The 24,627-nt window shown below is 71.7% G+C and carries 17 protein-coding genes and 1 pseudogene; 8 read left to right on the top strand and 10 right to left on the bottom strand.

Annotated elements, in window-relative coordinates:
• Positions 1 to 37: 37 nt before the first annotated feature.
• The 4 genes from A3IG_RS0108305 to A3IG_RS0108290 form a co-directional block, all read right to left on the bottom strand.
• Positions 38 to 1,918, bottom strand: a complete 1,881-nt coding sequence (locus A3IG_RS0108305) for a DUF4091 domain-containing protein (protein ID WP_018383091.1) — start codon at positions 1,916 to 1,918, stop codon at positions 38 to 40.
• Between the two features lie 28 nt (positions 1,919 to 1,946).
• Positions 1,947 to 4,943 carry a TIM-barrel domain-containing protein gene (locus A3IG_RS0108300; protein ID WP_018383090.1) on the bottom strand — a complete coding sequence of 999 codons (2,997 nt, stop codon included), beginning with the start codon at positions 4,941 to 4,943 and terminating at the stop codon, positions 1,947 to 1,949.
• Positions 4,944 to 5,174: 231 nt separating this feature from the next.
• Complete coding sequence (locus tag A3IG_RS0108295; protein ID WP_040911043.1) at positions 5,175 to 6,080, bottom strand: SIS domain-containing protein; 906 nt, start codon at positions 6,078 to 6,080, stop codon at positions 5,175 to 5,177.
• Positions 6,081 to 6,261: 181 nt separating this feature from the next.
• Positions 6,262 to 7,047, bottom strand: a complete 786-nt coding sequence (locus tag A3IG_RS0108290; RefSeq protein WP_018383088.1) for a DeoR/GlpR family DNA-binding transcription regulator — start codon at positions 7,045 to 7,047, stop codon at positions 6,262 to 6,264.
• A gap of 356 nt (positions 7,048 to 7,403) precedes the next feature.
• Between A3IG_RS0108290 and pabB the strand changes: the two are divergent.
• Positions 7,404 to 9,548, top strand: a pseudogene (gene pabB / locus A3IG_RS28970) (aminodeoxychorismate synthase component I); the annotation flags it as partial.
• Here the strand turns inward: pabB and A3IG_RS32415 are convergent.
• Both A3IG_RS32415 and A3IG_RS35670 read right to left on the bottom strand, forming a co-directional pair.
• On the bottom strand, positions 9,513 to 10,280 hold the full coding sequence (locus A3IG_RS32415) for an SDR family NAD(P)-dependent oxidoreductase (protein ID WP_078500199.1): 768 nt from the start codon (positions 10,278 to 10,280) through the stop codon (positions 9,513 to 9,515). The pseudogene pabB and the gene A3IG_RS32415 overlap by 36 nt on opposite strands.
• A 136-nt stretch (positions 10,281 to 10,416) precedes the next feature.
• A complete protein-coding gene (locus tag A3IG_RS35670; protein ID WP_018383086.1) occupies positions 10,417 to 12,498 on the bottom strand; it encodes a glycoside hydrolase family 2 protein in 2,082 nt (693 codons plus the stop codon).
• Between the two features lie 170 nt (positions 12,499 to 12,668).
• Between A3IG_RS35670 and A3IG_RS0108275 the strand changes: the two genes are divergently transcribed.
• From A3IG_RS0108275 to dgoD, 6 genes are all read left to right on the top strand, one after another.
• Positions 12,669 to 13,964: a cellulase-like family protein gene (locus tag A3IG_RS0108275; protein ID WP_018383085.1), complete on the top strand. Its 1,296-nt coding sequence runs from the start codon at positions 12,669 to 12,671 to the stop codon at positions 13,962 to 13,964.
• A 169-nt stretch (positions 13,965 to 14,133) separates the two neighbouring features.
• Complete coding sequence (locus A3IG_RS0108270; protein WP_018383084.1) at positions 14,134 to 16,134, top strand: beta-galactosidase; 2,001 nt, start codon at positions 14,134 to 14,136, stop codon at positions 16,132 to 16,134.
• Positions 16,135 to 16,146: 12 nt separating this feature from the next.
• Positions 16,147 to 17,478 (top strand): ABC transporter substrate-binding protein, encoded by a 1,332-nt coding sequence (locus A3IG_RS0108265; protein ID WP_018383083.1) that lies wholly within the window; start codon positions 16,147 to 16,149, stop codon positions 17,476 to 17,478.
• A complete protein-coding gene (locus tag A3IG_RS35040; RefSeq protein ID WP_018383082.1) occupies positions 17,478 to 18,413 on the top strand; it encodes a carbohydrate ABC transporter permease in 936 nt (311 codons plus the stop codon). The genes A3IG_RS0108265 and A3IG_RS35040 overlap by 1 nt, the downstream gene beginning before the upstream one ends.
• Positions 18,410 to 19,324 (top strand): carbohydrate ABC transporter permease, encoded by a 915-nt coding sequence (locus A3IG_RS35035; RefSeq protein WP_018383081.1) that lies wholly within the window; start codon positions 18,410 to 18,412, stop codon positions 19,322 to 19,324. The genes A3IG_RS35040 and A3IG_RS35035 overlap by 4 nt, the downstream gene beginning before the upstream one ends.
• A 17-nt stretch (positions 19,325 to 19,341) precedes the next feature.
• Positions 19,342 to 20,490 (top strand): galactonate dehydratase, encoded by a 1,149-nt coding sequence (gene dgoD / locus A3IG_RS0108250; protein ID WP_018383080.1) that lies wholly within the window; start codon positions 19,342 to 19,344, stop codon positions 20,488 to 20,490.
• Between the two features lie 63 nt (positions 20,491 to 20,553).
• Here the strand turns inward: dgoD and A3IG_RS0108245 are convergent, their stop codons facing one another.
• The 3 genes from A3IG_RS0108245 to A3IG_RS0108235 form a co-directional block, all read right to left on the bottom strand.
• Positions 20,554 to 21,372 (bottom strand): SAM-dependent methyltransferase, encoded by an 819-nt coding sequence (locus A3IG_RS0108245; RefSeq protein ID WP_018383079.1) that lies wholly within the window; start codon positions 21,370 to 21,372, stop codon positions 20,554 to 20,556.
• Positions 21,373 to 21,563: 191 nt separating this feature from the next.
• Positions 21,564 to 21,788 (bottom strand): DUF397 domain-containing protein, encoded by a 225-nt coding sequence (locus tag A3IG_RS0108240; RefSeq protein WP_018383078.1) that lies wholly within the window; start codon positions 21,786 to 21,788, stop codon positions 21,564 to 21,566.
• Between the two features lie 25 nt (positions 21,789 to 21,813).
• Complete coding sequence (locus tag A3IG_RS0108235; protein WP_018383077.1) at positions 21,814 to 22,692, bottom strand: helix-turn-helix domain-containing protein; 879 nt, start codon at positions 22,690 to 22,692, stop codon at positions 21,814 to 21,816.
• A 371-nt stretch (positions 22,693 to 23,063) separates the two neighbouring features.
• Between A3IG_RS0108235 and A3IG_RS0108230 the strand changes: the two genes are divergently transcribed.
• Complete coding sequence (locus tag A3IG_RS0108230; RefSeq protein WP_026220021.1) at positions 23,064 to 23,492, top strand: hypothetical protein; 429 nt, start codon at positions 23,064 to 23,066, stop codon at positions 23,490 to 23,492.
• A 66-nt stretch (positions 23,493 to 23,558) separates the two neighbouring features.
• Here the strand turns inward: A3IG_RS0108230 and A3IG_RS0108225 are convergent, their stop codons facing one another.
• Positions 23,559 to 24,611 carry an LLM class flavin-dependent oxidoreductase gene (locus A3IG_RS0108225; protein WP_018383075.1) on the bottom strand — a complete coding sequence of 351 codons (1,053 nt, stop codon included), beginning with the start codon at positions 24,609 to 24,611 and terminating at the stop codon, positions 23,559 to 23,561.
• Positions 24,612 to 24,627: the final 16 nt, after the last annotated feature.

The raw sequence follows: 24,627 nt of genomic DNA, 5'->3' as shown, positions 1-24,627 counted from the left end.
GCCGTCGGGCGCGTCCCGACGGCACCGGTCGGCTGCGTCATCCGTCCGACGACGTCAGCTCCTTGACGACGGCGGCCCGTGCGGCCTCCAGGTCGGTGACGTTCTTGGTCCGGCCGTCGAGGTCACGGGTCGCGGTGGTCAGGGCCGCGGTGAGCGCCTCGCTGTCGGCACCGCCGTTCCTGGCGCGGAGCTGGGAGACGAGCTCGAAGTCCTCGATGCCCTCCTTGAGCTGCTCCCAGCGGATGCTGGACATCGGCCCGTCCTCACCCGGGTAGACCAGGTACTCGTCGCCCTGCGTGAAGATGTGCACCGGCTGGGCGAAGGGATCACTGGTCCAACTGTTGTAGGACCAGCGCAGGAACCCGTCCAGCTTCCGCTGCGCCGAGATCCAGGGCAGCATCCGCGCTTCGACGGCGGGGGAGTAGGAGAAGGTGTTGGGGTGCGCGGGCAGCCCGTACACGTAGAACGTGGTGGTCTTGCCGGCCCTGCGCCGCTCCTCGACCTTCTCCGGGGTCAGCCGGTCGATGCCGCCCCAGTCCACCGACAGGTTGCCGGCGACCTCCTCGGTGGCGATCGACCCGGCGACGGAGATGCGGTCGTCGAAGGCCGGGGCGACCTCGTGGACGAAGTCCCGGACCACCCTCATCGTGTCGATGGGCCGCTCGTCGAAGGACAGCCAGGTGTTCTCCAGCCAGCCCCGGTCCCGCAGGTGCTGCTCGAAGGCCGGCAGGAACGTCCCCCATGCCTGCCGCCACCGCTCCCCGCCGAGGTCGACGTTCTCGTAGACGACCTTGCCGGTGCGGGTGTCGGTGTAGGTCAGGTGCTCCCGGTCCTGGAACGCGAGCATGGAGAACGCGCCGATGTCCGGTCCGAGCCCGGCGCGCTGCGCGGTCCTGACGTAGGTGTCCCAGCGGGTGAAGTCGAACGCGAACTTCTTCCCGTCCCAGGTCCAGCCGACCATGCTGGAGTACGGCGTGGCGGTCTGCGACTCGCGGGTGCCCAACGACCACTGGTGGTGCCAGGGGTTGTCCACGATGGTGGTGTTGATGACCTTCTGGCCGCGGCTGGCCAGGTCGCGGTCGTAGGTCTCGATGAGCTTCCAGTGCTTGCCGGACCACGGCGCCACCCCGTGGGACTCGGCGATGGTCTCCGGCTGGGCCCACACGTCGAGGAAGAAGTCGTAGTCGGCGGGGTCCGGCACGACCGCGTCGGCGACGGTGATGGTCAGCGGGTAGGTGGTCTGGGTCCTGCCGTCGGCGCGGATCCTGACGTTGCCCGTGTAGGTGCCCGGCTTCGCGTCCCGGGGGATGTGGAAGGTGAACCACAGCGGTTGGGCGGCGTAGGCGGGCACGTTGACGGAGGAGCCCTCCGCGAGGGCGTCGCCGACGACGTCCGGGTTGCGGTCCCCGGAGACCTCCCTCGCGGAGCTGACCTGGTCGATGGTGGCGGACCAGTCGATCTCGCCCTTGGAGCGCTGCACCGGTGTGTACCTGACGAACCGTACCTGGGTGTCGTCACCGGACAGGCGGGCGCCGCCTGGCCCGGTGAGGTCGCCCACGACCGCGTGCACATCGCTCAGGGGCCGCCCGGAGGCGATGGCGATCTGGGCGGAGACCTGCTCGTTCCGGACCGCGGAGAGCGTGAGTTCCCTGGTGTCCCTCCCCTCGATGGCGGTCATGGGGTAGCGGGGCACCCGGACCTCCGCCGAGGAGCCGAAGGAGGCGGTGGGAACCCAGGTGATGGTGTCCCTGGTGCCCATGGCGTCGGCGACCTTGACGGTCAGCCAGGTGGTGGTGGTCTTGGTGTTCGGGTCGGTGCCGCCGGGGCTGGTGCTGGTGTCGCCCGCGAGGGCCACCGTGCTACCGGCCAGGACGACACCGGCCACGAAGCCGGCGATGAGTGAGGAAGTACGTGCCATTGGACTGAGTGTTTCCTCGGGTGGTGGGTCAGGGGGTGACGGAGAAGCCCTTGAAGATGGCCTCGGTGCGCGCGCCCGGGTAGTTGAGGTTGACGGCGCTGGCGACCATGCCCGCGTCGCCGACGCCCGTGGCCGAGGGCACCTGGGCGACCCCGACCTGCTTCCAGGTGCTGCCGTCCTCGCTGGCGTAGGCGGTGTAGGTGGTGCCGTCCCGGGTCAGCTTCAGGTGGGCGGGGTGGTAACTGGCGCCGCCACCGGCCCAGGTGTCTAGCCTGCCGTCGCCGTCACTGTCGGTCAGGAACTCCAGGCCCCAGCTCCGGGACATCACCAGGATCGCGTAGCCGCCCTTCTCCGGCGCGGTCAGGTCGTTCGCGACGGCGATCCCGGCCTTGCTCACCGGGGTGTCACCCTCCTGGGAGACCACCGTGGTGCGGACCGTGGCCTGCTCGCCGGTGACGCCGTCGAGGTAGATGGCGCCCCTCTCGTCCTTCCACCCGGACAGGTCCTGGCCGCCGGCCCAGATGGCGAACTGCTCACCGGACCTGGCGAACTCCGCGTCGGTGGTGGAGGTGGTCAGGTAGGGCGCCGCCACCTCGCCGGGCGTGGCCCGCACCCTGATCCGGGTGGAGTCGGTGACGCCCGCGGGGCCCCCGTCGTAGGAGGCGGTCGCGACCAGGTCGTGGTTGCCCCACGTGGCGTCCCGCGCCGGGGTCACCGACCAGGTGGTGGTCAGGGTGGCGCCGCTGCCGAGCGACGCGGCCTTGGCGCCGGTGGCCGCCTCCGCGGTCCAGCCGGCAGGGACGTCCAGCGCCGCCCTGACGTCGCGCAGCGGCTTCGGGCCCCAGTTGGTGACGGTGGTGGTCACCTCGACCGGAACGCCGGGCTCCGTGGTGACCCCGTCCGGGGCGATCTGCACCCCGGCGGCCGGCACGCCGTCCCGGCTCAGCGCCCGGAGCGCCTTGCCCGCCCCGTCGGCGTCGAGGTTGACGAACGCCGGGGTCACGCCGAGCGGGGCCGAGTACCCGCGCAGGGTGGCCGGACCGTGGATCGTCCTGCCCCGGTTGACGTCGCGCCAGGTGCCCGGCGGCAGGTGGACGTCCCGGGTGGCCCGGTCGGTCAGGTTGGGGGCGGCGAGCACGGCGGGGCCGAGCATCCACTCGTCGTCCACGGTGTAGCTGCGCTCGTCCCGCGGGAAGTCGAAGAACAGCGGACGCATGATCGGGTCACCGGTCCTGAGCGTGGCCTGGACCTGGTCCCAGATGTACGGGGCGAGCCGCTCGTGGGTGTTGATCGCGTCCCGGTAGAGGGCGATGGTCTCCTCGTCGTAGACGACCTTCTTGCCGGTCGTGACGTCGTACGTCTCCACCGGGGAGGTCGAGGAGTACATCAGCGGCATCAGGGAGGCCGACTGGGCCCACCTGACCAGCACCTCCTTGGTGGGCGCCGGGTGGCTGCCGGAGCCCCCGATCATGTCGGACTCCACGAACGGGTAGCCGACCGTGGAGATGGCCAGGTTCTGGCTCACCGAGGCGTTGAGGGACTCCCAGTTGGTGCCCTTGTCCACCTGCCGGGTGACGAAGCCGGCCTGGTGGGCGGTGTCGCTCCAGTGGGTGCGGATGCCCGCGCCCTGCAGGTTGAACTCGTCGGCGAGCTCGGCCCCGAGCTTCTGGTAGTCGGCCTGCTGGAGCCCGTCGCGCGGTGCGCACCGCTCGTCGAAGAAACGGGTGTCGAACTTCAGCCCGTCGATGCGGTAGTCGGCCATGAGCTGCTTGAGCTTGCCCACGTACCAGGCCCTGGCGTCGGGGTTGGCCAGGTCGATGATCCCGGCCTGGCCGTTCCACCAGGTGACCTCGCACGCCGAGTTCGGGTCGTCCGCGTCCTTCAGCAGGTAGCCGTGGGAGGCGGCGTACTCGTGGTTGGCCGAGTCCAGGTTGATCCACAGGGTCACCCACAGACCGAGGTCGAACCCCATGTCGTGGATGCGGTCGGACATGGCCCGGGGGTCGGGGAAGGTCGAGGCGTCGAACGTCAGGTTCCCGTAGTTCGACTCCCACTTGTCGTCGAGCTGGATGGTGTGCCCGCCCAGCCCGTTGTCCTTGAGCTGCTGGGCGTACGTGAGCAGCTTCTGCTGGTCGATGTTGGTGTAGAACTGCGCCCACGAGTTCCACAGCGGCTTGGCGTACTGCTCGTAGGTGGCGTCGCTCTGGCGCGGCTTGCCGACGACTCCGACGTAGTCGCGGTACACCTCGAGCGGCGTCGCCTCGACGAACACCGTCGCCCGGTACTCGTCGGCGGACCTGACGGTGAACCGGCCGAGGCCGTCCCTCCCGCGGTTGATCCCGACGTCCATCGTGTCGCCGGTCTCCACCTGGAGGCCCACCGAGGAGGAGGTGTACCAGAAGGGCTCGACCATGTGGTACGAGGCCGGGCCGAAGGCGCTGTCCGCGACCTCGCCGGTCTCCAACGGCCAGGGCTGGTCGGTGCCAGGTCCGCCGCGCGGGGTGAACGCCTCGCCGTGGCCGTACCAGTGGCCCGCCGACGACAGGTCGTAGGCGAGCCCGAGCTCCTGCGGGTCACCGCCCTCGACGTCCCACTGGAACTGGTACCGGTCGGCCCGGGGGGTCAGCCGCGCGGTGACGGTGGCGTCGGCCAGGGTGCTGTCCGCGGTGAGGACCAGGACGCCGTCCTCCCAGGACCAGTCGGTGACGTCGGTGGCGTGGTGCCAGCGGTCCCCGGCCTTGAACCGCAACCCGCCGGTGTCCCCGGAGGCGGTCTCGAGCACGGTCTCGCCGGCCCTGCGGGTGGTCACCGTCAGCGCGTCGGTGGCGACCTCGACGGTGTAGCCGGGAGAGCTCCCGGCGGCGGGCACGGACACCGTGACGGCGTCCTCGCCCTGGGTCACCCTCGGCCCGGCCGACGCCTGCGCCTGGGCCGGTGAGGTGAGGAGCGTGGTGGTGGTGGGGATGAGCGTCAGGGTCAGTACGGCGGCGAGGGGGGCACCCCGTCTTCGCAGGGGAAAGCGCACTCACGTCCTCCTGAAACCGGTGAGATCACCGAGATGGTGGTTCAAGATGCAAGATCTTGCTCGATTCGGCTCATGGTTCAGCAGTAAAGAGCAGGTGTCAACGCTCCGAACGCCCTTTTCTGGGCCACTCGAGCGCCCCCGCGCCGGGCCCGGACAACACGAAACCCCCGCCGCGGGCCCGAGGGGCGCTCCGCGGCGGGGGCGTTGCCAGGACTGCCTCCGACTACGGCGTCAGGGCAGGATCACCGAGCGGGTGAGGTGCCGGGGGCGGTCCGGGTCGAGCCCCCTGGCGGTGCCGAGGGCGGCGGCCAGTCGCTGCGCCACGACCAGGTCCGCCACCGCGTCACGCCCCCGGGCGACCAACCGGCCCCCGGTACGGGCGATCTCGTCGGGAAGGCCGGCGGGGAGCTGGTCCGGGTCCCCGAACCACCAGACCACGCGGTTCGGTCCGGCGATGCTGATCGGGCCGTGCCGGTACTCCATCGCCGGGTACGCCTCGGTCCAGGCCCCGGCCGCCTCGCGCATCTTCAACGCCGCCTCCTGGGCGATGCCGTAGGTCCAGCCCTGGCCCAGGAAGGTGAACTGCTCGGCGGCGAGCAGCTCGTCCGGCAGCGGCTCGGCGAGCGCCGACGCGCCCTGCGCGGGCAGGGACTCCAGGTCGTGCCCGAGCAGGGCGCGCAGCAGCACCAGCTCCGTGGTGGCGAAGCGGGTCTGCACCACCGACTGCTCGTCGGCGAAGTCGAGGGCGACGACCGCGTCGGCCGCCCGCCCCACCGGGCTGTCCGGCACCGCGGTGACCGCGACCGTGGGGGTCCGCCCGGCCAGGGCGTGCAGCAGCTCCAGCACCTCCGTGGTGGTGCCCGACCTGGTCAGCGCGATCACCCGGTCGTACCGCCGGCCGGTCGGCAGGGCCGAGGCGGGGAAGGCGTCGGTCTCGCCCTGGCCGTCCGCTTCCCGCAGGGCCGCGTACGCCTGGGCCATGAACCAGGACGTGCCGCACCCGACGACCGCGACCCGCTCGCCGCGGCCCGGAACCGCCGCGGACGCCGGGCCGTCCGGGCGCCGGGCCAACGCGATGGCGCGCTGCCAGCAGTCCGGCTGCGTGGCGATCTCGATCTCGGTCTGGCTCGTGGTCATGAACGCGGCTCCCATCTCAGCCTTGACATCTCGCCTCACCAGTTACGTCATCATGGTGTTTGATGCTTGACACTAACAGGAAACGCACATAATCGAGCAGACTCTTACGGATCAATCCTCGGGTGCCCGTCCCCGGCCGGCTCCGCGCAGCCTCAGGCGCCAGCGGCGGCTCGGCCGCCGGTCAGGCGCGGACGACCCGCACACCGGCGGTCGTGAACGGTTCGACGAGCTCGGGGGAGGCGCCGGAGTCGGTCACCAGCACCTGCACGTCCGCGACCGGGCAGATCCGGGCGAAGGCGCGCTTGTCCAGCTTGGTGGAGTCGGCCACGACGACGACCCGCCCGGCACGGCGGGCCAGCTCCTGGTTGATGCTCGCCTCGGCCTCGTGGTGCGCGGTGGCGCCGTGGGCGACGTCGATCCCGTCCACCCCGATGAAGACCTGGTCGAGGGTGATCTCGGCGAGCACCTCGGTGGCCAACGGGCCGACCAGCTCGTACGAGGCGGGGCGGGCCGCACCTCCGGTGACGACGAGCTTGATGTGCCGGGCTCCCACCAACTCGCCGGCGATGTTGAGGGCGTTGGTGACGACCGTTAGGGATGCCCCGGTGCTCCGCGCACGGCCGGCCCGGGTGGCCAGCTCCCGGGCGAGCGCGGTGGTGGTGGTGCCGCCGTTGAGGCCCACCACCGATCCCGCGGTGGCCAGCCCCGCCGCGGCCCGGGCGATCCGCCGCTTCTCCGGGGCGTTGCGCGCCGCCCGGTAGCGCAGCGGCAGGTCGTAGGTGACGGTGCTGACCGTGGCCCCACCGTGGGTGCGGGTGACCACCTGCTGGTGGGCGAGCTCGTCGAGGTCGCGCCGGATGGTGGCGGTCGAGACGCCCAACTCCGCCGCGGCGGCCTCGACCTCGATCCGGCCGTCGTGGGACAGCATCTCCAGCAGCGCGTTCCACCTGACCTGCGGTGCCGCCATCTCGTCTCCCCGGCCCTGTGCCCACTGCCCGCACGGGACATCTCACCGTGCCCGGCCATGTCCTTGCATAGTCATGGCTGTTTCTTGACTCTACCGAACTTGTTCGCGCAATATCGCTCATTCTCTCTCATCCGCGAGGGGCCGCCCGACCATCGACCTCCGGGGAGACGGGCGGCCCGCGGACCGACCGTGTCGAACGGCCGAACCGACCGCACCGTATTCTGCTCAGGAAAGGTGCACAGGCGATCACCTCGCCTACCACCGGCGTCACGCGGCCACGGGCGCGGCGCCCGGGGACACGGGACGCGTCGTGGGGTTCCAGCCCCCCGACGACAGACGTAAGCGAGTGACTCACCGTGCGGACCCTCCTCATCGACAACCACGGCTCCTACACCCGCAACCTGTTCCACCTGCTGGGCCAGGTGAACGGCGAGGAGCCCGTGGTCCTGGCCAACGACGCGGCCCGGATCAGCGAGGTGGACCTGGACCGCTACGACAACGTCGTGCTCACCCCCGGCCCGGGACACCCCGCCAGGCCCCGGGACTTCGGTGTCTGCGCGGACGTGCTGAGAACGGCCAGGCTGCCGGTCCTGGGCGTGTGCCTGGGCCACCAGGGCCTGGTGGTGTCCGCGGGAGGCCAGGTCGTCGCCGCGCCCCGGGCCCGCCACGGCCAGGTGAGCAGGGTCACGCACGACGGCGACGCCCTCTTCGCCGGCATGCCGAGCCCGTTCGCCGCCGTCCGGTACCACTCCCTGTGCGCCGCCGAACCCCTGCCCCAGGACCTCGAGGTCACCGCCCGGGCCGAGGACGGTGTGGTGATGGCACTGCGGCACCGCTACCTGCCACGGTGGGGCGTGCAGTTCCACCCCGAGTCCGTCTCCACGGAACACGGCGCGCGGCTGCTCGCCAACTTCCGCGACCTCACCCGCGCCGCCCACCGCCGCACCCGGGCCCTGCCCCGGCGACGCCCGGTGCCGGCCCCCTCCGTTCCCCCTCCGGACCACCGCCGGCAGGCCGAGGACCACCGCCGGCAGGCCGAGGAGCAGTCCCGCACCGACCCCCCCGTCCGCTACACCGCCCACGTCCAGGTGCTGGACACGCCGGTGGACGCGGAGGCCGCCTTCCAGGCGTGCTACGCCTCGTCCCGGCACGCCTTCTGGCTGGACAGCGCACGCGTGGAGCGGGGGCTGTCCCGCTTCTCGTTCCTCGGCGACGCCTCCGGTCCGCTCGCCGAGGTCCTCACCTACCGGGTGGCCGACCGACGGGTGGTGGCGCACTCGACACCCCCCAGGACCTACCCGGGAACGGTGCTCGACCACCTGAAGGGGGAACTGGCCCGCCGGGAGGTCGACGCGCCGCCGCTGCCGTTCGACTTCGTCGGTGGCTACGTCGGCTACTTCGGCTACGAGCTGAAGGCCGACTGCGGGTCGCCCAACCGACACGCCGCGGAGACACCGGACGCGGTGTGGGTCTTCGCCGACCGCTTCCTGGCCGTCGACCACGCCCACCACCGCACCTACCTCGTGGCACTGAGCACCGACGGGGCCACCGCGGCGGACGCCGCCCGCTGGCTCGCCGACACCGCGAGGACCCTGACCCGCCTCGCCCCGCCCACCCCCGTGGCACCGCCGCCGGCGGCGGCCGGCCCCGAGCCCCGGTGGGCCCAGGGCCGGGACGCCTACCTGCGGTCCGTGGCGGCCTGCAAGGAACAGCTCGTGGCGGGGGAGAGCTACGAGATCTGCCTCACCAACGTCGCCGAGGTGCCCGCCACCGACGGCGGGTGGGACACCTACCGGCGGCTGCGCCGGCTCAACCCGGCGCCCTACGCCGCCTACCTGCGGCTGGACGACGTCCAGGTGGCCTGCTCGTCCCCCGAGCGCTTCCTGCGGGTCACCCGGGACGGGGTGGTGGAGACCAAACCCATCAAGGGCACCGCGCCGCGCGCCGACGACCCGGGTGAGGACGCCGCCGCCCGACGGGAGCTGGCGTCCCAGGCCAAGACCCGCGCCGAGAACCTGATGATCGTGGACCTGCTCCGCGACGACCTGGGCCGGGTCTGCGAGCTCGGTTCCGTCCACGTCCCGGTGCTGATGGAGGTCGAGAGCTACGCCACGGTCCACCAGTTGGTGTCCACCGTGCGGGGCACCCTCAAGCCGGGGAACGACGTGATCGACTGCGTCCGCGCCTGCTTCCCCGGCGGCTCGATGACCGGCGCGCCCAAGCCCCGTACCCTCGAGATCATCGAGTCGCTCGAGGAGCGGGCCCGCGGGATCTACTCCGGCACCATCGGCTACCTCGGCTGCAACGGGACCGCCGACCTCAACATCGTCATCCGGACCATGGTGTTGGCCGGGGGACGGTGGCTGGTCGGTGCCGGCGGTGCCGTGGTGATGGACTCCGACCCCGCCGAGGAGTACGCCGAGATGCTCCTCAAGGCCGATGCCCCGGCCCGCGCCCTGTACCGGTCACGCCGAGGACTTCACCACGCTCCACCCGCCGTCCACCACCAGACTGGAGCCGGTGATGTACGAGGCCTCGGGGGAGGCGAGGAACACGATGGCCGAGGCGACCTCGTCCGGGCTGCCGAAGCGGCGGGCGGCGGTCTCCGCGACGCTCGCCTCCCGTTCCTCCTCGGACACCCTGTCCCACATCCCGGTGAGGATCGGCCCCGGCAGCACGGTGTTGACCCGTACCTCGGGCCCGTACTCGACGGCGAGCTGGCTGCCCAGCGAGAGCAGCCCTCCCTTGGCAGCCGCGTAGGCGGGGTGGCCGGGGATTCCGCGGTGGGCGTGGACGGAGGACACCAGGACCACGGAGCCCCGCTCGGCGCGCAGGTCCTCGAGGAAGGCCCGCACGCCGAGGAAGGCGGCGGTCAGCCCCACGGAGAGCTGCCGGTTCCAGGAGTCAGGGGAGGTCAGGTGCGCCGGGGCGACCTCGACCCGCACCGCGTTGCTGACCAGCACGCCGACCGGTCCGAGCCGGTGGGCGGCCGCCAGGACCTCGGCCCACCCCTCCTCGCACCCCACGTCCGCGGCGACGGGGACGGCCCTGCCGCCGCCCTCGGTGATCTCCCGGGCGACCAGCGAGCCCCGCGGCCCGTCGATGTCGGCGACGACGACCGCGGCGCCCTCCGCGGCGAGGCGGCGCGCGGTGGCGGCACCGATGCCCGCCGCGGCGCCGGTGACGACGGCCGTCCGGCCGGGGAAACGGCCGGCACCCGGGCTCGCTGTCATCGGGGTTCCTCCCATCCGGGGCCCCCCGGGGCCGGAACCCGGGGGACCCCCGTCGATCGTGCCTGAACAAGGGGTGCGTCCGCGGACCGCGCACGGCCGGGTCGGACGAGGTCCCCGGCGGCGCTGGTTCGTGGGGTCACGGGTTCGCCGGCTCCCCACGCGGGTTGACCGCCTCCTGGAAGGCCCGGTAGGCGAGTTTGGTCCGCTGCCCGTCGAAGGTCCGCACGCCCATCACCGAGACGCCGTTGTAGGCCTGGTTGTACCCTGCGCGCTGCTTGTAGTCCTTCAGGACCCAGTAGGTGTAGCCGGCCACGAACGCGGCGCGCTGGGCGGCCTGGGACCAGTGTGACCGCAGCCCGGCCGCCTGCCACTCCTCGGTCCCCTGGGTCGTCCCCGGGCCGTGGGTGCCGGCGATCGACCAGGTCCCGTTCTCGGTGATCAGGATCGGCTTGTCCGGGTACCTGGCGTGGACCGCGTCGAGGGTGGGGCCCAGGTCGGTGTCCCTGCCGTAGAAGTACCCGAAGTACTCGTTGAACCCCACGACGTCCGCGAGGTCGAAGGCCGGATCGTTGCTGGTGTGGGACGCCCAGGTGACCGGTCGGGCGGTCAGGTCCACCGCGCGCACGGCCGCCTTGAGGTCCGCGAGCCAGGCGCGGTAGACGGGAGCGCCGCCGCCGTCGATCTCCGACTCGTTCTGGAGGCACCACAGGATCACCGACGGGTGGTTGTGCTGGGTCCAGGCCATGGTCAGCGCCAGCGCCCGGGCCAGACCGTACCGCTCGGTCTGGAGTTTCTGCTGCGCCGTGTTGAGCCACATGGTGTCGATGTCGTCCATCACCAGCACGCCGTGGCGGTCGGCCCAGTCGTAGGCGTACGGGTGGCGGTTGTACACGCAGTTGCGAACGAAGTTGGCGCCCAGGTCGAGGAGCGGGCCGAGCTCGGCGTCGTAGTCGCGCGGGGTCATCGCGCGGCCCCGCACGGCTGTCTCCTCGTGCCAGTTGACGCCCTTGAGGAACAACGGGGCGCCGTTCAGCCGCAGCTCCGCGTCGCCCACCGACACCTCCCGCACCCCGTACGTCGTCGCCAGGGTGTCCACCCGGTGGTGGGACCCGTCGGTCAGCGTGGCGCGGGCGGTGAGCAGCCGTGGTGACCCGGGGCTCCAGCGCGGTGCGCCGGGCACCGGGAGCGTGACCGGGACGACCCCGACGGAACGCGCCGGGACCCGGACCTCCTCGGTGGTCGGGCGCCCCCCGCTGTCCCGGCCCGGGTCCACCGTGAGGCGCCCCACGAAGTCGGTGTCGCCGTGGTTCTCCAGCACGGCCCTGGCCTGGAACGTCCCACCCCCGGCGGGGGACCCGGCGACCAGCAGTTTGGCGACGGTGACCGCGGGCACCGACTCCAGCCAGGCGGAGCGGGTGATGCCGGCGTAGGGCCAGTAGTCCACCGGCTTGTACGGCAGTTCGTGGTCGTCGGTCACCGGTTGGGGCCGGGCCGCGGTGTAGTCGGTGTAGCTGGCCCGGCGGAAGACCCGGACCGCGACCGTGTGCCGGGTGCCGGGCCGCAGCCCCTCGGACACGGGCAGCGAGAACGGGGAGTTGGCCCCCTCGTGTTTGCCCAGGTGGACGCCGTTGAGCCAGACCTCGGCGCTGTACCCGACGGCGAGGAAGTTGACCCGCACGTGCCGGCCGCGCCAGGAGGCGGGCACCGCGACGGTCGTCCGGTACCAGGCGTAGCCGTCGGTGAACGCGGTGCCCTTGCCGAAGGCGGCCCCGTCGAGCGAGGCGAAGTCCGGGGTGTCCAGCAGGTCCCAGGTCCCGGGCACGGTGACGTGGTCCCAGTCCCGGTCGTCGTGGTCCGGGGACTGCCAGCCGGCGCGGTCCCCGGTGCCCTCCGGGTCGAAGCGGAACCGCCAGCGGCCGTCCAGCGACGCGTAGTCGCGGGTGGGCTCGCGGGTGCGCCAGCCGTCGAAGCTGGGGAGCACGGCACCGTACTGGAAGACCACCCCGGTGCCGCCGACGTCCCGCACATGGGTGCCGGAGGGTTCGGTGGGCGGGTGGGTGTCCAGGACGGGCGCGCCCGCGGTGCCGGTGTCGCGGGCGGCAGCCCGTGCGGCCCCGGGCCACACCGGCAGCGCGACCACGCCGGCGACGCCGGCAGCCGCCACAACGGCGCGGCGCGACAGGCCCCGGGCGGGGTGGGTAGGGGGCTGAGTGGTCATCGGTCCCTCCACTGTGGGTCAGGTGGGCGCGGGCCATCGCCCCCAGAGCCTGGAACGGCACAGCCGCGCTGTCAAGAAGTATTAATAAAAAAGGAGTTCTTGTAGGGTGTCGGCCGCGCAGCCGGCGGCAGGCCCGCGCACCCCCCCGCCCCCCACCGGACAGGTGACCCATGACCACCATGCCCCGCTCCGACGGTTCCGCCCAGCTCACCGGCGACCGCCTCGCCATCACCCTGTGGGACTTCAGTTGGTACACCCAGGCCGGCCCCGGTGAGCCCTTCGCCGACCTGGACCTGGCGTTCGCGCAGGCCGTGGACCGCGGCTTCAACACGGTGCGGATCTGCGCCATGCCCTTCCTGCTGTTCTCCGGACGGGTGACGGACCCGGACGCGGTGACCGTCCGCGGTCTTGGCGGGGACTTCGGGCAGCGCACCCGCTGGTACGACGTGCGCGGCGGCTACCCGCTCGACGGCCTGCGCCGGCTCACCGAGCTCTTCGCGGCCGCGGCCCGCCACGACTGCCGGGTGATCGTGTCCTCCTGGGAGTACCAGCAGTCCGCCTGCTTCGCCCACACCGACCACTGGCACCGCGCCCTGGCCGCCGTTCCCGGTCCGCAGCGGGCCGGGGTGATGGCCGCGTCGCTGGCCGCGCTCCTCGACCACCTCGCCGAGCGGGGACTGGCGGACCGGGTGGCCTACGTCGAGGTCCACAACGAGGTGGACAACTGCGACCTGGTGCCCGGCGACGGTGGCTCCGGGCACTACGCCCGACTCCGCGGCCCGCTCACCGAGGCGGTGGCCCTGCTGCGCGCGCGCCACCCCCGGACCCCGGTCACCTACTCGGTCGGGGAGCCCTGGCCCCTGGAGTTGGCGGACCTGCCCGGCGGGGTCCAGGTGGCGCACTTCCACTTCTACGTCTACGGCGTCCTCGGCGCCCTGTACCGCGCGGTCGGACTCGGCCACGGCACCGAGGCGGCACCGCGGGACGCCGCGTGGCCGACGCCCGAGCTGACGGCGATGCTCCGTCCCGACGCGCCCGACTTCCCCGACCACCAGCCGGACGAGCCGTGGCGCCTCGCCGCCACCGGAATCCCCCGGGAGCTGTTCTACGTGCACGACTGGGTGGACCCCGACCGGTGGGACCTGTGGCTGTACGAGCACTACCTGCCGCACCGGGAGGCGATGCGGCAGACCCTCGACCTGTGGATCGACGCCGTGGCCGGCTTCGCCCGAGACCGGGGCGTCCCGGCGGTGCTCGGTGAGGGCGTCATCGGCTACACGCCCCGCCTCGCGCGCTTCGAGGAGGACGCCGTGGGCAGGGCGCTGGCGGAGTACGTCGTGGACCGCTGCCTGCGGGCCGGCTTCCGGGGCACCGTCCTGACCTCCAACGCCGCACCGCACCACCCGATGTGGCACACCGACCGGGACTGGATGCGCCGGGTCAACGCACGGATCACCGGCCGCTGAGTCCCCGGCCCACACCCCGGCCCCCACCCCGGTCGCGCCCCGGAAGTCGAAGGCGCCGGGGGATTGACCCGGTCCTCGGGGGCGCCTATATTCCGGGGCTTAATTAATAATTAATAAATTCGACCGTCGGTGCGGCGCCACGCCGGCCGACCGCCAGGAGCACCGACACATGAGAGCTGACCAGCGCATCCACTTCGGTGGCGACTACAACCCCGAGCAGTGGCCCGAAGAGGTGTGGGCCGAGGACACCCGGCTGATGAAACAGGCCGGGGTCACCATGGTGACGGCGGGGATCTTCTCCTGGGCCAAGGTCGAACCCCGCCCGGGCGCCTACGACTTCGGGTGGTTCGACCGGGTCATGGACAACCTCTCGACGGCCGGCATCCGGGTCTGCCTGGCCACCATGACCGCGTCCCCGCCGCCCTGGCTGTCCCGGGCACACCCCGAGGTGCTGCCGGTCACCCAGGACGGACACCGCCTGTGGCCCGGAAGCCGCCAGCACTACTGCCCTTCGAGCCCGGTCTACCGCGAGTACGCCACCCGGCTCGTCGAGCAGGTCGCCACCCGCTACGCCACCCATCCGGCGCTGGACACCTGGCACGTCGGCAACGAGTACGGCTGCCACGTCAGCCAGTGCTTCTGCGACGTCTCGGCCGCCGACTTCCGGCGCTGGCTCGAAGAGCGCTACGGCACCGTGGACGCGCTCAACGAGGCCTGGTCCACCGCCTTCTGGTCACAGGCGTACGACTCCTTCGACGAGGTACTGCCGCCCCGGCAGGCCCCCACCTTCGCCAACCCCGCCCAGCAACTCGACTACTGGCGGTTCAGCGACGACGCGTTGCGCCAGTGCTACCTCGCCGAGGTGGAGGTGCTGCGCCGGGTCACCCCCCGGGTCCCCGTCACCACCAACCTCATGCCGCACCACAAGCCCGTGAACGCCTTCGCGTGGGCACCGCACATGGACGTCATGGCGCTGGACTACTACCAGGACCCCCACGACCCCGAGACGCACCTCGGTGCCGCGGTCAACTTCGACGTGATGCGCTCGGCCCGCGGCGGACAGCCCTGGATGCTGCTGGAGCAGGCGCCGAGCGCGGTCAACTGGCGCGACCGCAACGGCCCCAAACGCCCCGGCCAGATGCGCCTGTGGAGCTGGCAGGCCGTCGCCCAGGGCGCCGACGCGGTGCTGTACTTCCAGTGGCGGGCCTCGCCCGGCGGCGCGGAGAAGTACCACTCGGCGATGGTGCCGCACGCCGGGACGGACACCAGGACCTTCCGCGAGGTCGCCGACCTCGGCCGCGAACTGGCCTCCGTTCCCGAGATCGCCGGGACCCGCTCCCGGGCCGACGTCGCGCTGCTCACCGACTGGAACAGCTGGTGGGCGCTGGAACTGGACTCGCACCCGTCCACGGCCCTGGACCAGACGGCGATCAACCGAGCCCACCACCGGGCGCTGTTCGAGGCCGGCGTCCCCTGCGACGTCCTGCCGCCCGACCGTGAGCTCGACGGCTACCGGCTCGTCATCGTCCCCAACCTGTACCTGCTGGGCGAGCGGGACGCCGCCCGCCTGACCGACTACGTGGACCGGGGCGGCCACGTGCTGGTCTCCTTCTTCTCCGGCATCGTGGACGAGTGCGACCGGGTGCGGCTCGGCGGCTACCCGGCGCGGCTGCGCGGGATGCTCGGCCTGCGGGTCGAGGAGTTCTGGCCGTTGGCCGAGGACACCACCGTCCCGGTGCGCGGCGAACTCGACGGCACGGCCGACCTGTGGTCCGAGGCCATCGACCTCGAGGGCGCGGAGGCCGTCGCCGTCTTCGGGGACGGCGAGCTCGCCGGCCGGCCCGCCGTCACCCGGCACGCCTTCGGGGCGGGCACCGCCTGGTACGTCGGCACCCGCCTGGACGCCGCCGCCCTGCGCGCCCTGACCGACCGGGTGCGGGAGGCGGCCGGGGTGCTGCCGGTGCTGCCGGGACTGCCACCGCACGTCCAGGCCACCGTGCGCTCCGACGCCGACCGCAGCTTCACCTTCCTGCTCAACCACGGCGAGGGCCCCGCCGAGATCACCCTGCCGGAGCCGATGCGCGACCTGCTGCGGCCCGGTACGGCCCCGCTGCGCGCGCTGACCCTGCCCGCCCGCGGAGTCGCCGTGCTCCAGCCCGACCCGCACTGACGAGGAGGTCAGATGCCCACCCGAAGAGACGTCCTGGCGTGGGGGGCCGCGGTCGCCGCGGCCCCGGCGCTCGCCGCCTGCGCCGAGTCCCCGGGCGCCGCGCGGCGCACCGAACAGGCCGAACGGCGGCCGGGGCAGAAGGTCAACCTGGTCTTCTGGTCCTGGGTGCCGTTGCAGAAGGCCGTCGCCCTGTGGAACAGGACCCACCCGGACATCCACGTCGAGGTGCAGATCATCCCCGCGAGCACCTCCGGCGGTTACCAGAAGATGCACGCCTCCCTCAAGGCCGGCACCCCACCGGACCTGGCCCAGGTCGAGTTCTACGCACTCCCGGAGTTCATGCTCGTCAACGGCCTGACCGAGCTGACCGCGTACGGCGCGGACAAGCTCGAGGGCGCCTACGTGGACTGGCAGTGGCGGCAGGGCGTGTTCGGCGACGGGGTGTACGCGATCCCCCAGGCGTCGGGGCCGATGGGCTACTACTACCGCCAGGACCTCTTCGAGCGCTGGGACGTGGACGTCCCCCGCACCTGGGACGAGTTCCGGCAGGCGGCCATCAAGATCAGGAAACGCGGCCGGGGCGCCCGGATCTGCACCTTCCCACCCGCGAGCGCCATGTGGTTCGCCGCCTTCCCCTGGCAGCGCGGCGCCCACTGGATCCAGGCCGACCTGGAGACGGACACCTGGGTGGTGGACATCGACGGCAAGGAGTCCCTCGAGGTCGCGGACTTCTGGGACGGACTGGTCCGCGACGACCTCGTCGCGCTGATGCCGGACCTGCAGGGCGGCTGGTACCGGGCGGTGCAGACCGGGGACCTCGTGAGCTGGCCGTCCGCCCAGTGGGGCGACGCGCTGCTGCGCGGCAACGCACCGGGCACCAAGGGCAAGTGGCGGGTCACGCAACTGCCGCAGTGGGAACCGGGCGCCACCGCGAGCAGCAACTACGGCGGCTCCTCCACCGCGATCCTCCAGGGCACCAGGCACCCCGTGGAAGCACTCCAGTTCGCGCACTGGCTCAACACCGACCCCGGGAGCATCGACCTGCTGATCGGCGCCGGCTACGGCTGGCCGGCGGCCCGCATCGAACTGGAGCAGACCGCGTTGGGCAAGCCGGACCCGTTCTTCGGCGGCCAGGTCTACAACCGGGTCTTCCAGGAGTCCGACCGGAACGTCGACACCTCCTGGCAGTGGGCCCCCACCACCACCCAGTCCTTCTCCCACATCCAGGACGCCTTCGGAAAGGCGATCGCCCAGCGCGAGCCCCTGGTGGACGCCCTGAGGGACGCACAGGGCCGGGTCGTGGACGACCTCAAGGCCAAGGGACTCAAGGCGAGAGGCGCGTGATGACCACCACGAGAACCGGCTCCCCCACGCCCGCCGCGACCGGCCGCCGCTCCCCGCGCCCCGACCGGGCCGCCTGGGGCTTCCTCGCCCCCTTCCTGGCGGTCTTCCTGTTCACCTTCGTGGCGCCGATCGGCTACGCCGTCTACCAGAGCCTGTTGACCGTCGAGCGGCACGGGCCGATGGGGCTCGGTGAACCCACCCTCGGCTTCGCCGGCCTCGACAACTACACCCTCGCCCTGCAGCAGACCAGCTTCATCGAGTCCTTCGGCCGGGTGTTCCTCTTCGGCCTCGTCCAGATCCCGGTGATGCTGTTCCTCGCCGTCACCCTGGCACTGCTGCTGGAACACGTCTCCGGCCGATGGGCCGGTGTCCTGCGCGCCACGTACTTCCTGCCCTACGGCGTCCCCGGCGTCATCGCCACCATCCTGTGGGGCTTCCTCTACGTCCCCGGGGTCAGCCCCATCAGCGACCTGCTCGGCGGCGCGGCGCCCGACTTCCTCGCCTACGACAACGTGCTGTGGTCGCTGGCGAACATCGTCATCTGGGAGTTCACCGGGTACAACATGCTGATCGTCGTCGCCCAACTGCGGTCCATACCCCAGGAGCTGTACGAGGCCGCGACCATCGACGGCGCCGGGCCCTGGCAGACGGCGCTGCGCATCAAACTCCCGCTGATCCGACCGGCACTCGTCCTGACCTGCGTCTTCTCCATCATCGGCACGATGCAGCTCTTCGCCGAGCCGCTGATCATCAAGTTGCAGGCCCCCGCCGTCACCGGCGACTACACGCCCAACCTCAGCGCCTACAACGACGGCTTCGCCAACGCCAACGTCTACCTGGCGGCGACCAAGTCGGTGATCCTCGCCGTGGTCGCCTGCGCCCTGTCGTTCGCCTTCCTCAGCCTGGTCACCCGCAAGCAAAGGAGCGAGCGGTGAGCGCCACCACCACGACCACCGACCCCGACGCCGCCCGAAGAGCCCCCGTGCCGGCCCCGCCCAGGCGCCGCCGCCCCCCGCGGCCCGGCCGCATCCTGCTGGTCGCGGTCCTGGCCATCGCCGCGGGCTACTTCCTGCTGCCGGTGTACTGGCTGGTCGTTGCGGCCACCAAGTCCACCGACCGGCTCTACGGCAGCTTCGGACTCTGGTTCGACGACCCGCGGCTGCTGAGCAACCTCGGCGACATCTTCTCCTACGACGACCACGTCTACCTGCGCTGGGTCCTCAACTCCGCCCTCTACGCCGGGCTCGGCGCCACCCTGGCCACCCTGTTCTCCGCGGCTGCCGGGTTCGCCCTGGCCAAGTACCGTTTCCGGGGCCGGGAGGCGGTCTTCAAGACCGTGCTCGCCGGGGTGCTGCTGCCCCAGACGGCGCTCGCCCTCCCGCTGTACCTGATGTTCAGCCAGATCAGCCTGGTCAACACCTACTGGGCGGTCCTGCTGCCGAGTATCGCCTCCCCGTTCGGCGTCTACCTCTGCCGTGTGTACGCCGAGTCCGCGGTCCCGGACTCCCTGCTCGAGGCGGCCCGGGTGGACGGGGCGCACGAGACACGGATCTTCTTCGGACTGGTGCTGCGCATCATGTCGCCCGCCCTGGTCACCGTCTTCCTCTTCCAGTTCGTCGGCATCTGGAACAACTACTTCCTGCCGTTGGTGATGCTCTCCGACGACCGGAAGTACCCGGTTACCCTCGGACTGACCACCTGGAAGGGCGCGGCCGACCGGGTCCCGGAGCTCACGCAGTACACCATCGGGGGCGCGTTCGTCTCCGTCATCCCCTTGGCCCTGGCGATCCTCGTGCTCCAGCGGTACTGGCGCACCGGGCTCACCGAAGGCAGCGTCAAGGAATAACTCCAGGAGCATCACACGTGAAGATCACCAGGGTCGAGACCTTCGCCGTACCGCCGCGCTGGCTGCTGTGCCGGATCGAGACGGACGAGGGCCTCGTCGGGTGGGGCGAGCCCGTCGTCGAGGGCCGTGCCGACACCGTTCGGGCCGCCGTCCACGAGCTGGCCGAACAGTTCCTCGTCGGGGCGGACCCCCTGCGGATCGAGGACCACTGGCAGCTCATGACGAAGGGCTCGTTCTACCGGGGCGGCCCGGTGCTCTCCAGCGCCGTCGCCGGCCTCGACCAGGCGCTGTGGGACATCGCCGGCAAGGCGTTCGGCGCCCCGGTGCACCAACTCCTCGGCGGGCCCGTGCGGGACCGGGCGCGTGCCTACTGCTGGGTGGGCGGCGACGAGCCGGCCCAGATACACGAGGAGGTCACCGCCCAGGTCGAGGCGGGCTTCACCGCGGTCAAGATGAACGCGTCCGGCCGCACCGACCGACTGCCGAGCGTCGCCGACCTGGACCAGGTGGCGGCGCGGGCCCAGGCGGCACGCGAGGCCCTCGGGCCCACCGGGGACTTCGCGGTGGACTTCCACGGGCGCCTCTCGGTGGCGGGGGCGATCAGGGCCGTCGCGGCCCTGGAGCCCTACGCCCCGATGTTCGTCGAGGAGCCGGTGCTCCCCGAGCACACCCACCTGATCGGCAGGGTCACGGAGAGCACGACGCTGCCCATCGCCACCGGGGAGCGCCTCTACTCCCGCGCCGAGGTGCTTCCCGCCCTCAGGTCCGGCGTCGCCGTGCTCCAACCCGACCTCAGCCACGCCGGTGGCATCTCGGAGTCCCGCCGGATCGCCGTGCTCGCCGAGACCTTCGACGTCGCCGTCGCCCCGCACTGCCCGCTGGGTCCGCTGGCGCTCGCGGCGAGCCTGCAACTGGCGTTCTGCACCCCGAACTTCCTCATCCAGGAGCAGTCCATCGGCATCCACTACCACTCCGGTGCCGAGCTGCTCGACTACGTCACCGACCCGGAGGTGTTCCGCTTCCACGAGGGCCACCTGCTGCGGCCCACCGGGCCCGGCCTCGGCGTGGAGATCGACGAGAGGGCGGTGCGCCGGGCCGACGGTGCGGCGGCGAGCTGGCACAACCCGGTGTGGCGGCACCCCGACGGCTCGTTCGCCGAGTGGTGAGGCACCGCCTCCCGGCCGGTACCGAGCCCCGGCCGGGAGGCGAGGAAACGGTTGTCCGCGGCGTCAGGGCTTGCGGGCAATCGCCCCGTACATGGCGATGTCCTCGTCCCTGATGTCCTCGGTGCACGTGCCGTCCGGGCGCCAGTGGTGGACCTGGGTGACCCCGGGCTCGACCAGCTCGAGGCCGTCGAAGAACTGCTCCGCCTCCGGCATGGTGCGCAGCCGCATGGGCATCTTGCGGGCCTCGTACTCCCTGGCGACCCGACCCACCTCCTCCGGCGCGAAGTCGGCCGTGCCGATGGACATCGCCAGGTAGCTGCCCGAGGGCAGCGGCTCGAGCAGCCGGTTGACGATGCCGTAGGCGTCGTCCTCGTCCAGCACGAAGTGGACGATCGCGATGACCGTCAGCCCCACCGGCTTGCTGAGGTCCAGGGTGTCGCGCATCCCCTGGGAACTGAGGATGGCCCCCGGGTCGCGCATGTCGGCCTCGACGTAGGCGGTCTTGCCCTCGGGCGTGCTGGACAACAGCCCCTGGGAGAGGGTGAGGACGATGGGGTCGTTGTCCACGTAGACCACCCGGGAGTCCGGGGCGACGGCCTGGGCGATCTCGTGCAGGTTGGGGGAGGTGGGGATGCCGGTCCCGATGTCCAGGAACTGCCGGACGCCCGCCTCCTCCGTCAGGTACCGCACGGCCCGGTGCATGAAGTCCCGGTTGGCCCGCATGTGGATCGGCAGCGCGGGCCACTCCCTGGACATCGCGTCGCCCGCCTCCTTGTCGGCGGGGTAGTAGTCCTTGCCCCCCAGGATGTAGTCGTAGATGCGGGCCGAGTGCGCGCCCTCGGTGTCGATCCGGTCGGCGGGCCATCCGTCTTCGTGCTGCACTGCCGCCCCCTCCTGTCGCGTGGTCAGATCGGAAACTCCCGTGCTGTCCGACCGGGCGGTCGCACAGGACGGGAAGAAGGTAGTCGTCTCCGGGTCCGACCGTGTCGGCCGGACCCCTAAGACATGCGCCTGTCGTGAGACAGCCGCCCGGCTCGCGGCGCCCGCCCCAAGGGGCGGGCGCCGCCGGTGGATCAGTGGGGCCCCTGGAGCAGGAAGTCGGCGTCTCCGGCCTTCACACCCGCGAGGAAGCTGGTCATCTCCCGAGGACTGAAGATCAGGGCCGGGCCGTCGGGATCGGTGGACTGGCGCAGCGCCACCCGCCCGTCGTCCAGCTTCTTCGCCTCGACGCACGCTCCCCCAACGTCGTCGCTCCACGGCTTGTGCCAGCCCTTCGCGCCGAGCTCACGGGATGACATGCCGTTGCGTATGTGATGGTGCACTTCACAGCTCCTTGCGAATTGCGCCGAGGAGGGCCTCGGTCTTTCTCGCGGGCGTCGACTGGGCGCCCAGCCGGTCCAGTGCCTCGCGATACACCACCACGTCCTCGCGCTTGTCGAGGTAGACCGCCCCGACCAGACCGTTGAGGTAGACGATGTCCGGCAACTCCGAGGCGCTGAACCGGAAGATGTGGAACGCGCCGGCCCGCATGGCCGGGTGGGGGCCATTGCGGAACGGCATGATCTGCAGGGTGACGTGGGGGAGCTGGTTGACCGCGATCAGGTGGTCGATCTGCGCGCGCATCACCGGCGGCCCGCCGACCGGCCACCGCAGCACCGTCTCGTCCATCACCACCCACACCCGGGGCGGGTCCTTGCGGTGCAGCAGTTCCTGACGCTGCATCCGCAGGGCCACCCTGCGCTCGGTCGCCTCCGTGGCAGCGTGCGGGTTGCCCGCGCTGAGCAGGGCACGGGCGTACTGCTCGGTCTGCAGCAGGCCATGCACGAACTGCGCCTCGTACGCCCTGATCTGCGCCGCTGCCTGCTCGAGACTGAGGTAGGCGGTGAACCAGTCGGGCATGACGTCGCGGTAGGTGTGCCACCAGTTCCGCTTGTTGGCCTCCCGCACCGACTTCAGGAAGGTGTCGATCTCCCGCTGGTCGGTGACGCCGTAGACCTGGAGCAGCTTCTCCACGTCGGGGAGGCGGAGCCGGGCGACCTTGGCGGCCTCGAGCCTGCGGATCGTGGAGTGGCTCACGCCGATCGCCGCGCCCGCCTCCGCGTACGTCAGTCCCGCGCGCACGCGGAGGTCCTCCAACTGCCTGCCGAGGATCATGCGCAGGACGGAGGGTGTGCTGCCACCCCACCCGGACTCGGCCGTCATGCCCTACCTCCTCGTACCGGGCCATCTGCGGTGAGTCTTTCACGCCCGCGGTTGGACCCGAGAGAAGCATGCACCTAGCAACTTGCAAATTTCAACTTAGCGCTTGCAACCCGCTCTTGGCTGATGGCACAGTGGGCACAGCGTCACCGCCTGGTGACAAAGCTCCGACAGCACGTCGTGATGACGGTCGCTGTGTGCGGCCGCGGCCCGAGGTCGGAGCCGTCCCGGCTCACGGCGACGTCCGCCCGCCGTCATCGTCCTCCCCCGGCCGGTGACGGCGGGACGCTTGCGCAGCAGACCCGACAGGCACAGGCAGTACGCGTCCGACACCGCCCACGCTGGTCCGGCACGTGACCGAAAGGCCATGACCCATGGAACGACAGCGCCACCTGAGGCCGCGGCCAGCCGTGGACCCCTCAGCGCGATGCGCGTACCGGGGGCGCCTGCCCATCCCGGCCGAACTCCCCACCAGCCTCGGCTACGACGCGGTCGGCATGCCCGAGGAGTACGGCAGGCGCGTGATGGACAGCCTGTCCCGGGTCGGCTGCGTCTACGCCGACGACCAGCGCTGGTGGTGGATCGTGCCGGCCGGCTCCGACATCGACGTCACCTGGCCCCCCTTCACCAGGTACGCCCTGGGCGGCTACCTGCCCGGCACGGCCCAGGCCCGCCCCGCACGCCCCCGTCTGATCCACCACCCCAGGGGCGGCTCGCCCTACACGCCCCCCATCCCGCTGTACGTCATCACCTGCCACATCGCGGGCATCGCGCCCCGCTGGTCGCTGGCCACGGGGTGCTAGCGCCCCCCGCCCCCCGGCGGACGGCGCTACTCATGGCACCAGTGACCCCCGGTCGCAACGGTCCTGCTACGCGGCGAACACCGGCATCACCTGGTCGTGGACCAGCCGCAACTGCTCGCGCATCGTGGCCACACCGGGCAGGTCCAACCCCGTGAACGCCTTGACCAGGGCGGCGTCCGTGATCGCCAGGATCATGTGGTTGACCCCGGCCGAGGCGATCTCGGACCGGATCTTCTCCGCGCACTCGGCGGGGGAGCCGGCGACCGACAGCCGGTCCGCCAGGTCGGGCGGGGTCAGCTCGAAGGCGCGGGCGAGCTGGCCCTCGGCGACCGCGGCGACGATGTCGGTCAGTTCGTCCGGGGAGACGTCGTTGCGCTCCAACTGCTCCGCGGACATCGACGAGGCGTACAGGCCCACCATGGCCCGTGCCGCGTCCTTGGCCGCGGCGGCGTCAGGACCGGTGGCGAACACCACCCAGGCCCCCAGGTCGAGCGCGTCGGCGTCCCGCCCGGCCCGCCGCGCGCCGATCCGGACGTTGTCCACCATGTACGTGTAGGCACGCCTGGTGTAACTGAGCGCGTGGTGCACCCCGTCGGCGATCTCTCCCGCCCGCTGGAACGATTTCGGACCGCGCATCGCCCCCAGCTTGACCGGCACCCGCCGCTGCACCGGCCGGGCGAAGGTGAACAGGCCGTCGTAGGAGTAGAACTCCCCCCTCCGAGTGATCGCCCCCTCGTCGAGCAGGGTGCGCACCACGTCGTGGGCCTCGGTGAGCCGGGACAGCGGCCTGGTCCTCGCCCAGTCGATGCCGTACTGGGCGAGCAGGCCGAAGTTCCCCGAGCCGAGCACGCACTCCGCGCGCCCACCGGTGAGCTCGTCCAGGGTCGCGGTGGCCTGGGCGATCAGTGAGGGCTCGCGCAGGGTCACCGCAGAAAGGCTCGGTCCGAAGCGGATGTTCGTGGTCTTGTCCGCCGCGGCCGCGAACAGCAGCCACAGGTCCTTGTGCCACGTCTCGTCGGCGGCGTAGCAGCCGTGGAAACCGAGCTGGTCGGCGAGCTTGATCGACTCGATGGTGTCGTCGAGTGGGTAGTCGGGCAGTAAGACGAAACTGAACCGCATGTTGTCTGTCCCTCCG

Origin of the sequence: Wenjunlia vitaminophila DSM 41686, from assembly GCF_000380165.1 — a bacterium.
Lineage (GTDB): Bacteria > Actinomycetota > Actinomycetes > Streptomycetales > Streptomycetaceae > Wenjunlia > Wenjunlia vitaminophila.
The sequence above is the reverse complement of the archived record's forward strand: the minus strand, read 5'-3'. Positions and strand labels throughout refer to the sequence as shown.